At 67.4% G+C, this 12,435-nt stretch carries 9 protein-coding genes; 7 read left to right on the top strand and 2 right to left on the bottom strand.

The features are described 5' to 3' along the window. Positions 1–4 precede the first annotated feature (4 nt). Entirely contained in the window at positions 5–1,198 is a 1,194-nt protein-coding gene (locus BMZ21_RS01470; protein ID WP_091829043.1) for a bifunctional 2-C-methyl-D-erythritol 4-phosphate cytidylyltransferase/2-C-methyl-D-erythritol 2,4-cyclodiphosphate synthase, read from the bottom strand. Between the two features lie 183 nt (positions 1,199–1,381). On the opposite strand from BMZ21_RS01470, the gene dusB reads away from it, so the two are divergent. The 7 genes from dusB (at position 1,382) to hflX (ending at position 10,781) form a co-directional block, all read left to right on the top strand. Then, positions 1,382–2,404 carry a tRNA dihydrouridine synthase DusB gene (gene dusB, locus BMZ21_RS01465; RefSeq protein ID WP_091829040.1) on the top strand — a complete coding sequence of 341 codons (1,023 nt, stop codon included), beginning with the start codon at positions 1,382–1,384 and terminating at the stop codon, positions 2,402–2,404. 106 nt (positions 2,405–2,510) lie between these two features. Beyond that, on the top strand, positions 2,511–3,563 hold the full coding sequence (locus tag BMZ21_RS01460; RefSeq protein ID WP_244543705.1) for a two-component system sensor histidine kinase NtrB: 1,053 nt from the start codon (positions 2,511–2,513) through the stop codon (positions 3,561–3,563). A gap of 27 nt (positions 3,564–3,590) precedes the next feature. Further along, positions 3,591–5,045 carry a nitrogen regulation protein NR(I) gene (ntrC, locus tag BMZ21_RS01455; RefSeq protein WP_091829038.1) on the top strand — a complete coding sequence of 485 codons (1,455 nt, stop codon included), beginning with the start codon at positions 3,591–3,593 and terminating at the stop codon, positions 5,043–5,045. A 232-nt stretch (positions 5,046–5,277) separates the two neighbouring features. After that, entirely contained in the window at positions 5,278–7,554 is a 2,277-nt protein-coding gene (locus BMZ21_RS01450; protein WP_244543650.1) for a sensor histidine kinase NtrY-like, read from the top strand. Beyond that, positions 7,551–8,918 (top strand): nitrogen assimilation response regulator NtrX, encoded by a 1,368-nt coding sequence (gene ntrX / locus BMZ21_RS01445; RefSeq protein WP_091829035.1) that lies wholly within the window; start codon positions 7,551–7,553, stop codon positions 8,916–8,918. The genes BMZ21_RS01450 and ntrX overlap by 4 nt, the downstream gene beginning before the upstream one ends. Positions 8,919–9,114: 196 nt before the next feature. Beyond that, positions 9,115–9,363, top strand: coding sequence for an RNA chaperone Hfq (gene hfq, locus BMZ21_RS01440; protein WP_057192822.1), 249 nt, complete (start codon positions 9,115–9,117; stop codon positions 9,361–9,363). A 47-nt stretch (positions 9,364–9,410) separates the two neighbouring features. After that, positions 9,411–10,781: a GTPase HflX gene (hflX, locus tag BMZ21_RS01435; RefSeq protein ID WP_091830470.1), complete on the top strand. Its 1,371-nt coding sequence runs from the start codon at positions 9,411–9,413 to the stop codon at positions 10,779–10,781. Between the two features lie 9 nt (positions 10,782–10,790). Here the strand turns inward: hflX and BMZ21_RS01430 are convergent, their stop codons facing one another. Then, positions 10,791–12,419: a phytoene desaturase family protein gene (locus BMZ21_RS01430; RefSeq protein ID WP_091829032.1), complete on the bottom strand. Its 1,629-nt coding sequence runs from the start codon at positions 12,417–12,419 to the stop codon at positions 10,791–10,793. Positions 12,420–12,435: the final 16 nt, after the last annotated feature.

Below are 12,435 nucleotides of genomic sequence, written 5' to 3'. Positions count from 1 at the left end.
GGCCTCACTCCGGTTCCGGCAGGCGGATGGTGGCGGTGGCGAGCGCGGCCAGACCTTCCCCGCGCCCGGTGAAACCGAGACGCTCCGAGGTCGTCGCCTTGGTGCCGACCTGGTCGAGGCGCAGGCCCGCGATCTCGGCGATGCGGGCGCGGATGGCATCGCGATGCGGGCCGACCTTCGGTCCCTCGCAGACGATGGTCAGGTCGAGATGATCGATCCGCCCGCCGCGCTGCCGGACACGGTTTGCAGCGAAGGCGAGGAAGCGATCAGAGGAGGCGCCGCGCCATTGCGGATCGCTCGGCGGGAAATGGCTGCCGATGTCGCCATCGGCCAAGGCGCCCAGCACGGCATCGGTAAGCGCATGCAGGGCGACGTCGCCGTCGGAATGGGCAGTGACACCGCGGCTGTGCGGGATGCGGATGCCGCCGAGCCAGACATGGTCGCCCTCGGTGAAGGCGTGGACGTCATAGCCGGTGCCGGTGCGGGTGACGAGCGGGCGGGCGAGGCGCTGCTCGGCCAGTTCGAAATCGCCGGGATAAGTCAGCTTCAGGTTCATCGAATCTCCGGCGAAGGTCGCTACCCGGTGGCCGGCCCATTCCATGATGGCGGAATCGTCGGTGAAGCCGGCGGCTCCAGCGGCATGGGCGGCCCGGTGCGCGGCCAGCAGCGGCTGGAAGGCGAAGGCTTGCGGTGTCTGCACCGACACGAGCTGCTCGCGCGGCAGGGTCTCTTCGATCTGGCCGGTGGCATCGACGCGCTTGACGGTGTCGGTGACCGCGAGTGCTGGAATGGCGGCGACACTCTCGGCACCGGCCGCCAAGGCCCGCTCGATCAGCGCTGGCGACACGAAAGGCCGCGCCGCATCGTGCACGAGAATGGTGCCGGTGAATCCCGACGCCGCAAGCGCCTCCAGCCCCGCGCGAACCGAATCCTGGCGGGTCTCGCCACCTTCGATCGGCGCGAGCAGCCGAGTGCGGGCGCTCTGCGGAAGCCGGCTAATCGCGTCGTCATAGCGGTCGTTGTCACCGGCCCCGGTCACCACCAGCACCGTGCCGAGGCGGCTTTCCGCCAGGAAGGGCGCGAGCGTGCGGCACAGGACCGGCACGCCACCCAGCTGCCGGTACTGCTTGGGAGAACCAGCTCCGGCGCGCAGGCCGCGCCCGGCGGCAACGATCAGGGCTGCGACGGCCGGTGTCATCGATCCTCTTGGGTACGGATCACGGGGCTTCGCTGATAGGACGGCAAGGGCCTCGCGCCAAGCCATCAGCACGCTGAAGCAAGAGGCGAGATGAGGATCAATTTCCGCGCATGTCGATATTGCATTGCAACATCGCGTGAAATTCTCTTGCGCGCCGCACCATTTGTCCAATAAATCGGCAGAATGGAAACTGCCTCAAATTCGGGCGAGCGCAAAGTGTCGATCGGCGGGCTGCTGCCGGTCTCGCGCGCCTTCCTCGCGCCGATGTCGGGCGTGACCGATCTGGCCATGCGCCGGATCGCCGCGCGCTTCGGCGCCGGGCTCGTAGTGTCCGAGATGGTCGCATCGGACGAGCTCGTCCGCGGCAGCGAAGAGGCCAGGCTGCGGGCCGAGGGCGCTGGCGTCACGCCGCATGTCGTCCAGCTTGCCGGTTGCGAGGCGCGCTGGCTCGCCGAAGCCGCGCAGGTCGCAGAGGCTTCGGGCGCGGATATCGTCGACATCAATATGGGCTGCCCGGCCAAGCGCGTCGTCGGCGGCTGGGCCGGCTCGGCGCTGATGCGCGATCTCGACCATGCCGTTGGCCTGGTCGAGGCCGTCGTCGCGGCGGTGAAAGTGCCGGTCACGGTCAAGATGCGGCTCGGCTGGGACGATGCCAGCCGCAACGCGCCGGAGCTGGCGCGCCGGGCCGTCGTTGCCGGCGCAGCTGCGATCACCGTTCATGGCCGCACGCGCCAGCAGTTCTACAAAGGGCAGGCCGATTGGGCCGCGATCCGCCCGGTGCGCGCCGCAGGCACGTTTCCGCTCGTCGCCAATGGCGACATCGCGACGCTGGCCCAGGCGCAGTGCTGTCTGGAACGATCTGGCGCCGACTATGTCATGGTCGGCCGCGCCGCGATGGGTCGCCCCTGGCTGCCCGGCGCGATCGGCGCCGAACTCTCCGGCCGCGTCCCGCTGGAGATTTCGCTCGCCGCCAAGCACGACATCGCCCGCGAGCATTATGAGGACCTGCTGTCGCTGATGGGACGTGAATCCGGCGTCCGTCATGCGCGCAAGCATCTCGCCGCCTATGCCGACGAAGCGCTCGCCAGCGGGCTGGAGCCCGACGATGGCGCCCGCCGCGAGTTGCTCACCACCACTGAACCCGCGCGGGCGATCGCTGCGCTCGGGCAATTGTTCTCAAGCGACCGCCTCGTCGCGGCCGCCTGATCACGAAAGTCCGAATATGACGATGGCGATGTTCAACGACGGTGTGGAGGGGCGGCACGATCCATTGTCCGACCTGCTCGAAATCCAGGCCCTGAACGTCCTGCCCATGCCCGTGCTGGTGATCGGGGAGCGGCATGGCATTCTCTACGCCAACACCGCTGCCGAGGATTTCTTCCAGGCCAGCGCGCTTGTCCTGAAGCGCCAGCGCCTCGATGACCTCGTCGCCTTCGGCTCGCCGGTCCTGGGACTGGTCGAAGAGGTGCAGCGCCGCGGCGCCAGCGTCAGCGAGTATCGGCTCGAGCTCGCCTCGCCCCGGCTCGGCCTTGACCGGATCGTCGACGTCTTTGCCTCATTGCTGCCCAGCCAGCCCGATGCCGTGGTGCTTCTGCTGCAAGAACGAACAATTGCCGAAAAAATGGACAGGCAATTGACGCATAGAGGGGCAGCCCGCTCAATCACGGCGCTCGGCGCCATGCTTGCGCATGAGATCAAGAACCCGCTCTCCGGCATCCGCGGTGCGGCGCAGTTGCTCGAGGCTTCGGTCGGCGACGAGGATCGCCTGCTGACGCAGTTGATCTGCGATGAGGCCGATCGGATCGTGAAGCTGGTCGAGCGCGTCGAATTGTTCGGCGACGAGCGCCCGAGCGAGCGCGGGCCGGTCAACGTCCATGACGTGCTCGACCATGTGAAGCGGTTGGCGCAGTCTGGCTTTGCCCGCCACATACGCTTCAGCGAGGCCTACGATCCGTCGCTCCCTCCGGTCGCCGGCAATCGCGACCAACTCGTCCAGGTGCTGCTCAACCTGGTCAAGAACGCGGCCGAGGCGATCGGCCAGGACGCTATCGACGGCGAGATCACGCTGACCACAGCCTATCGTCCGGGCATCCGCATGCAGGCGCCGGGCTCCGGTGCCCGGCTCGCTCTGCCGCTCGAGATCGGTGTGCGCGACAATGGGCCTGGCGTGCCGCCCGAACTGCACCAGCTCCTGTTCGATCCCTTCGTCACCACCAAGGCGCAGGGAAGTGGCCTTGGACTTGCACTCGTCGCCAAGGTGATCGGCGATCACGGCGGAATCGTCGAATGCGAATCCGTGCCGCGACGCACGACATTCCGCATTCGGTTGCCCCTGCACGAGGCCAAACCGTCTCAGGCCGGGTGAAAAGACGAGTAGGACACGGAAAAGCGCATGCCGACGGGTAACATTCTCATCGCCGACGACGACGCCGCGATCCGCACCGTCCTCAACCAGGCGCTCGCCCGCGCCGGCTACGAAGTCCGCACCACCGGCCAGGCGGCGACGCTCTGGACTTGGGCGGCGCAGGGCCTCGGCGATCTCATCATCACCGACGTGGTGATGCCGGACGGCAACGCCTTCGACCTTCTGCCGCGCATCAAGCGGGTTCGACCCGAGCTGCCGATCATCGTGATGAGCGCGCAGAACACCTTCATGACCGCGATCAAGGCTTCCGAGCGCGGCGCCTACGAATACCTGCCCAAGCCCTTCGACCTGAAGGAGCTCGTCGCCATCGTCGGGCGAGCCCTGTCGCGGCCGCGCGGCGATGCCCCGCGCAACCATGCCGCCGAGCCTGAGGACATCCCGCTGGTCGGCCGCTCGCCGGCCATGCAGGACGTCTACCGCGCGTTGGCGCGGCTGATGCCGATCGATCTCACCGTGATGATCAACGGTGAATCGGGCACCGGCAAGGAGCTGGTCGCCCGCGCCCTGCACGACTACGGCAAGCGTCGCAATGGCCCCTTCGTCGCGATAAACATGGCGGCGATCCCGAAGGACCTGATCGAATCGGAGCTGTTCGGCCACGAGAAGGGCGCCTTCACCGGCGCTTTGACCCGCTCCTCCGGCCGCTTCGAGCAGGCCGAGGGCGGCACGCTCTTCCTCGACGAGATCGGCGACATGCCGATGGAGGCGCAGACGCGCCTGCTGCGCGTGCTTCAGCAAGGCGAATACACCACCGTCGGCGGCCGCACCCCGATCAAGACCAACGTCCGCATTGTCGCCGCGACCAACAAAGACCTGCGCATCTCGATCGCGCACGGACTGTTCCGCGAGGACTTGTTCTTCCGCCTCAATGTCGTGCCGATCCGCCTGCCGCCGCTGCGCGAGCGCGTCGAGGACATTCCGGATCTCGTCCGCCATTTCTTCGCAATGGTCGAGAAGGAGGGACTGCCCCGCAAGCAGATCGATTCGGAAGCGATGGACGTGCTGCGGCGCTATCGCTGGCCCGGCAATGTCCGCGAGCTGGAGAATCTGGTGCGGCGTCTGGCCGCGCTCTATCCGCAGGAGACGATCACGGCGCCGATCGTCGAAGCCGAGCTGCAGCCGGCGAGCGGTGCTCCGATGCAAGCCGGGAGCAGCAGCAGCGCCCCGGAGCGTGCGGAAACCCTTTCCGGCTCGGTGGAGCGCCATCTCGGCCAGTATTTCGGCGGTTTCGGCGACCAGATCCCGCCGCCCGGCCTCTATCACCGCATCCTGCGTGAGATCGAGCCGCCCCTGATCGCCGCCGCCCTGGCGGCAACGCGGGGCAACCAGATTCGCGCCGCGGAGCTGCTAGGACTCAATCGCAACACTCTCCGCAAGAAGATCCGCGAGCTCGACATGCAGGTGGTACGCTCGCCGCGCTAGAGCCCGCTCCGATCAGCTTGCTCCGCGAGCTGATCGATAAAGCTGCGTCGCCTTAAGTTGAGAGCCGGATATACGGATCAGGTTGAATCGACCTGATCGGAGCCGGCTCTCGCAGCAACTGTGGCTGCCTTGCATCTGTCATATTTTGACAACACCGTTGCGGCGGCGCATCAGTGCGCTGTGCGGTAGTTCCGGTGACGGACCGCCGCTGCAATGGAGCTCCGATTCCGTCTTGACCACTTCGACCGGCGACATGCGCATGACGCCCCGGACCGACGACCCGCCACGCCGGGTCTCGGGCTGGCTAGGCGCGCTCGTCGTCGGGTTCGCGCTGGTCTCGGCGCTCACCACCTTCCTCGTTCTCTCTGGCGCGACGCCGGTCGCACCCGTCCACGAGGTCGTGGTCGGCGTCTTCATCATCAACGGCCTGCTGATCCTGCTCCTGCTGATCATCGTCGCCTTCGAGGCGGCGGTTCTGATCCGCGCCAGGCGTAAGGGCGTGGCCGCCGCCGGCCTGCATGTGCGGATCGTCAGCCTGTTCAGCATCGTCGCCGCCTTGCCGGCGATTCTCGTCGCGATCATCGCGACGGCGACGCTGGAGCGCGGTCTCGAGCCCTGGTTCTCCGACCGGATGCGCGACGTGATCTTCAAATCCGTCGAGGTCGCCGACGCCTACACGACCGGCCAATGCCGTTCGCTCGGCCGCGAGATCAGGTTGCTCGCCGATGATCTCGGGCGGGCGAAAACCGCCTACGACGCTGATCGGCGCTGGTTCGAGACCTTTCTGACGGCGCGGGCCACGGCGCTCGGCCTGCCGGTGGTCTGGATCATGAAGCCGCCGGACACCGTCGTCGTCCGCGCCAATATCGACGTGCTGCGCGACGCCCACAAGCCCAATGCCGACGCATTCGAAGACGCGCAGAGCTCACCCGAGCCGATCTGCGTATTACCGTCGGAGGGGCGGGTCTTCGGCGCGCTGATGAAGCTGCCGACCTATGACGGCGCCTTCCTCTATGTCGCCCGCGAGGTCGATCCGCTCGCTGTCGAGTTCCCGGCCGTCGCCCGCGGCGCCGTGGTCGAATATCTCGGCATCGACGCGCGGCGGAAGGGCGTGCAGGTCGCCTTCGCTTCGATGTACGCGCTGATCTCGGTGATCCTGCTGCTCTCGGCGATCTGGCTCGGCCTCAATTTCGCCAATGGCCTCGTCGCCCCGATCCGGCGGATGATCCACGCGACCGACCAGGTCTCCAGCGGCAATTTCTACGTCCAGGTGCCGATACGACGAGCGGAGGGGGATCTCGCCCATCTCGGCGAAACCTTCAACAAGATGACCGCCGAACTGCGCCGCCAGCGCGATGGGCTGGTCACGGCGAGCGAAGTGATCGACCGACGCAGGCGATTCACCGAGACGGTGCTCTCCGGCGTCTCTTCGGGCGTGCTCGGCATCGACGAGGACGGGCACATCACCCTCAGCAACCGCTCGGCCGAGACCCTGCTTGGCTCCGGCGGCCGGCTGCTCGGCGAACCCGTCGCGCGCGTCGTTCCCGAGATCGCCGGCTTCGTCTCCGAGGCACTGAGCAATCGCCAGCGCCTGAGCTCCAGCCAGGCAGCGATCACCCGTGGCGGCCGCGAGCGCATGCTCAACATCCGCGCGACGCGCGAAGGCGAGGGGGCTGGTGCCGGGCTGGTCGTGACGCTCGACGACATTACCGATCTCGTCTCGGCGCAGCGCACAGCCGCCTGGGCCGACGTCGCCCGCCGCATCGCCCATGAGATCAAGAACCCGCTGACGCCGATCCAGCTCTCGGCCGAGCGGATCCGGCGCAAGTTCGGCCGCGTCATCGTCGACGACAAGGAGATCTTCGACCAGTGCACGGCGACGATCGTGCGCCAAGTCGAGGACATTCGCCGCATGGTCGACGAGTTCTCATCCTTCGCCCGCATGCCCAAGCCCTCGCCGGCACGGGACGACATCATCGAGACGGCAAGGCAGGTCACCTTCCTGATGCGGGTCGGCAATCCCGAGATCGACATCACCGACAACCTGCCGGAGGCGCCGGTCCTGGCCCATTTCGACCGGCGCCTGATCTCGCAGGCCCTGACCAACGTCATCAAGAACGCGACCGAGGCGATCCAGGCGGTGCCAGCCGAGGAGCGCGGCAAGGGCCGCATCGAGATCAGTTTCGAACGGACACAGGACGGGCGGATCGTCATCGACATCCTCGACAACGGCAAGGGCTTGCCGGCCGACCAGCGCCAGAAGCTGCTCGAGCCCTACATGACCACCCGCGACGGCGGCACAGGGCTCGGCCTCGCCATCGTCGGCAAGATCCTCGAGGATCATGGCGGCGGCATTGAGTTGCTTGACCGCCCCGACGGCGCCCGCGGCGCCCGGATCAGGCTCTGGTTCATCGAGACCGGACCGCCGCCGGCCGACGAAGACAGGCCAGACGCACGCAATCACCCGGCGAATTCCGCCGCACGACAAGTAAACGGGACGAAGGCATGAGTGCTGACATTCTCGTCGTCGACGACGAGGTCGATATTCGCGAACTGGTGGCCGGCCTCCTGGAGGACGAGGGCTATCGGACGCGCAAGGCGGGCTCCGCCGACGAGGCGCTGGCCGCGATCGCGGCACGGCGGCCCAACCTCGTCTTCCTCGACATCTGGCTGCAAGGCAGCCGGCTCGACGGGTTGCAGGTGCTGGAGCTGATCAAGGAGAGCCATCCCGACCTAGCGGTGGTGATGATCTCCGGGCACGGCAACATCGAGACAGCCGTCTCGGCAATCAAGAGCGGCGCCTACGACTTCATCGAGAAGCCGTTCAAGGCCGACCGGCTCGTGCTCGTCGCCGAGCGGGCGCTGGAAGCCTCTCGCCTGCGGCGCGAGGTCCGCGAGCTCAAGACGCGCTCGGTCCAGGCCAGCCGCATCGTCGGCCGCTCGACCGCGGTCAACCAGTTGCGCCAGACGCTGGAGCGCGTCGCGCCGACCAATGCCCGCGTGCTGATCACGGGCGAGCCGGGCTGCGGCAAGGAGCTGACCGCGCGCACCCTGCACGACGCCTCGACCCGCTCGGCCGGCCCCTTCGTGGTGATCAACGCCGCGACGATCACGCCCGAGACGATGGAGGAGGAGCTGTTCGGCATCGAGGGCGGCGACGGGCGCTCGCGTCGGGTCGGCGCGCTCGAGGAAGCGCATGGCGGCACGCTCTACATCGACGAGATCGGCGACATGCCGCGCGAGACTCAGAACCGCATCCTGCGCGTCCTGGTCGACCAGAACTTCCAGCGTGTCGGCGGCGCGACCCGCGTTCATGTCGACGTCAGGATCATCTCGTCCAGCAGCCGCGACCTCGCCAAGCTGATCGCCGACGGTCAATTGCGCGAGGACCTGTATCACCGGCTCGGCGTGGTGCCGATCCGCGTGCCGGCCTTGTCTGAGCGGCGCGAGGACGTTCCCGAGCTGATCGAGTTCTTCATGGACCAGATCTCGGTCGCGACCGGCCTGCCCAAGCGTCGAATCGGCGGCGACGCCATGGCGATTCTGCAATCGCATGAATGGCCGGGCAATGTCCGCGAGCTGCGCAACAACGTCGAACGGCTGATGATCCTGACCAAGGGCGAGCCCACGGCGGAGATCACCGTCGACATGCTGCCGGCCGAGGTCGGCGCCATGGTGCCGACGACGCCCTCCGGCTCGGGTGGCGAGAAGCTGATGAGCCTGCCGCTGCGCGATGCCCGCGAGATCTTCGAGCGCGAATATCTGATGGCGCAGATCGCCCGTTTCTCCGGCAACATCTCGCGCACGGCGGAGTTCATCGGCATGGAGCGTTCAGCCCTGCACCGTAAGCTGAAATCGCTTGGAGTGGGCTGAAATCCAACCGTCGTGTTGCGCCGCACGCAAGGCGGTTGGCCGAAATTGACGTTCCGCAACCCTTGCGCGTTCTCGCCGGGTCACGATCTAATGAAGCGTCGGTGTTCCGACGGCCCGGCGATTGGCGCCGAAGCCGAACGGAACGATCTGGATCGCAAGAGCAAGCCGATTGCGATCCCAACAACAGGGATTACCCATGGCCGCCGAACGGGCTCAAAATCTCCAGGACACCTTCCTCAATCACGTCCGCAAACAGAAGATTCCGCTGACCATCTTTCTCGTGAACGGCGTCAAACTGCAGGGCGTGGTCACCTGGTTCGATAATTTCTGCGTTCTCCTGCGTCGCGACGGGCATTCGCAGCTCGTCTACAAGCATGCGATCTCGACCATCATGCCGGGCCATCCGGTCCAACTGTTCGAGCCCGAGGACACGGACAAGGCCTGACCGTGGGCGGCAAGGCCGGCGGCTCGACGACAGGCAGCGCAAGCGCAATCGGCATCTCGATCGATGCGGCCGAGCATGCCTTGGCCGCGGACACTCGCGCCTTTGTGATCGGTCCTTACCTGGCGCGCCATGCCGCCAGCCGGGCCGCTGCGGGCGACGAGAACCAGCGCAGCCATGCAGCGCGGCTGGACGAGGCGTTCGGCCTCGCCAGCGCCATCGACCTCCAGATTGTCGAGGCGATCCCCGTGGTCCTGACGGCGCTGCGGCCAGCAACCTATCTCGGCAAGGGCAAGGTCGAGGAACTGGCCGAGCGCGTCAAGATCGAGGAAATCGGCCTCGTCGTGATGGACTGCGCCCTGTCGCCGGTGCAGCAGCGCAATCTCGAAAAGGCCTTCGGCTGCAAGGTGATCGACCGCACTGGCCTGATCCTCGAGATCTTCGGCCGGCGCGCCCGCACGCGCGAAGGCGCGCTGCAGGTCGAGCTCGCCCATCTCAACTATCAGAAGAGCCGCCTGGTCAGGTCCTGGACCCACCTGGAGCGCCAGCGCGGCGGCTTCGGCTTCCTCGGCGGACCCGGTGAGACCCAGATCGAGGCCGACCGGCGCATCATCCAGGAGCGGATGACCAAGATCGAGCGCGAGCTCGACAGCGTGAAGCGCACGCGCTCGCTGCATCGCGCCAGCCGCAAGCGCGTGCCCTATCCGGTCGTCGCGCTGGTCGGCTACACCAATGCCGGCAAGTCGACGCTGTTCAACCGGCTGACCTCGGCCGAAGTTCTGGCGCAGGACATGCTTTTCGCCACGCTCGACCCGACGGCGCGGGCGCTGAAGCTGCCCCATGGCGCCAGGATCATGCTCTCCGACACGGTCGGCTTCATCTCCGACCTGCCGACGCAGCTCGTCGCGGCTTTCCGTGCCACGCTGGAAGATGCGATCGAGGCCGATGTGCTGCTGCATGTCCGCGACGTCTCGCATGAGGATACGCAGGCCCAGGCCGCCGATGTCCAGGGCATCCTGCGCGATCTCGGCATCGACCCGGAGGACGGCGAGCGCGTCATCGAGGTCTGGAACAAGGCCGATCTACTCTCGGGTGACGAGCGTGAGCGCCAGGCGGCGCTGACCGAGCTCAAGCCGGGAGCCTCCCGGCCGGTGCTGGTCTCCGCCTTGACCGGCGAGGGCTTGGAAAGGCTGACCGACGCGATCGAGCGGCGCATCGCCCGCACCCGGCCAGTCTATCGGCTCACACTGGAACCGGGCGACGGCAAGTCCCTGGCCTGGCTACACGCCAATGGCGAGATCCTCGAGCGCGAGGATGCGGAAGACGGCGCGCTCAGCCTGCTGGTCAGGCTGCCACCCGAGCGGGAAGGGGCCTTCGGGGCCCGTTTCCCTCAGGCAGAACGCGTCGGCAGCAACTCCTGAGGAGGCCGGTCACGCTCGCTGTGGCCGCAGTCTGAAACGCCGGGGCTTCAGGTCGGCGAGCACGGAGCGGGCCGCATTATGGCCCGGCGCACCGGTGACGCCGCCGCCCGGATGGGCGCCCGAGCCGCAGAGATAGAGGCCCGGCACCGGCATGCGATAATCGGCATGGCCGAGCACCGGGCGGGCGCTGAAGAGCTGGTCGAGCGTCAGGCGGCCATGGAAGATGTCGCCGCTCACCAATCCGAAGCGCGCCTCCAGATCGCTCGGCGCCAGAGCCACCCGGCCGATGACGGAAGCCCGGAACCCCGGCGCATAGCGATCCACCGTGTCGATCATCAGATCGGCCACCGCATCGCGATGCGCATCCCAACTCCCGCCGTCCGGCAGCTGTGGCGCAACATGCTGGCAGAACAGGCTGGCGACATGGCGACCGGGCGGGGCGAGGCCATCGTCCAGCGTCGATGGGATCAGCATCTCTACGATCGGCTCGCTCGACCAGCCCGACAGCCGGGCCTGTGCATGGGCGCGGTCCATATAGGCGAGCGAGGGCGCGATGATGATTCCGGCGGTGAGGTGCTCACCCGACTCCGGCAGGCAGGTGAAGCGGGGCAGTTCCGACAACGCCACGTTCATCCGGAAGGTGCCAGAGCCCGAGGCATAGCGGCGGATGCGCTCGCCGAAGTCGGCGGCAACGATCGCCGGATCGACGAACCGCTCGAACAGCAGGCGCGGATGCAGGTTGGACACTACGGCGCGCGCCCGCACCACATCGCCCTGTTCGGTCACGGCACCGACGGCGCAGCCTTTTTCGGTCAGAACCTGAGCGACCGGCGTCTCCAGCCTGATCTCGACGCCCTGTTCGGCGCAGGCCCGCGCCATCGCCTGCGTGATCGCGCCCATGCCGCCAAGCGCATGGCCCCAGGCACCGCGCTTGCCGTTGACCTCGCCGAAGACGTGATGCAGCAGCACATAGGCCGAGCCGGGCGTATAGGGGCTGGCATAGTTGCCGACCACGCTGTCGAAGCCGAACAGCGCCTTGACCGGATCGCTCCCGAACCAGCCGTCGAGCCAGTCGCCGGCCGATTTGGTGAAGAGGTCGAGGAGATCGCGCCGGCCGGACTGGTCGAGGCCGGCGATGCGCCGCCCGAGCGCAACCGCGTCCAGCATCTGCGGCAGCGCCGCCAGCCAGCCGCCATCCCCGAGATTGGGCGGCGCCTGCAGCACGAGATCGCGCAGCATGGCAGCGATCCGTTCCAGCCGCACGCCATAGGTCGACAGCCGCTCCGCATCGCGGGCGGAGAATTTCGCCACCTCCGCTTCCGTGCGCCCCTCGCCGGCAGCGAGATAGCGCCCATCCGGCAGCGGCAGGAAGTTCGCCATGCGCCGCTCGACGATGCGCAGCCCGTGCCGTGCCAGCTCCATATCCGCGATGATGCGCGGATTGAGCAGGCTGACCGTGTAGCTCGCCGTGGAGTTGCGGAAGCCGGGATGGAATTCCTCGGTGACCGCCGCGCCGCCGACCACGGCGCGCCGCTCCAGCACGATGACCTTCAGTCCGGCCTTGGCCAGATAGAAGGCGCAGACGAGGCCATTATGGCCACCGCCAAGAATGACGATGTCGGCATGGCTGGTGCTCACGAAACCACCCCTTCGT

Origin of the sequence: Allobosea lupini (assembly GCF_900109525.1) — a bacterium.
In the GTDB taxonomy this organism is placed as follows: Bacteria; Pseudomonadota; Alphaproteobacteria; order Rhizobiales; family Beijerinckiaceae; genus Allobosea; species Allobosea lupini.
Note: the sequence above shows the minus strand (reverse complement) of the source record. Positions and strands in the feature narration are given on the sequence as shown.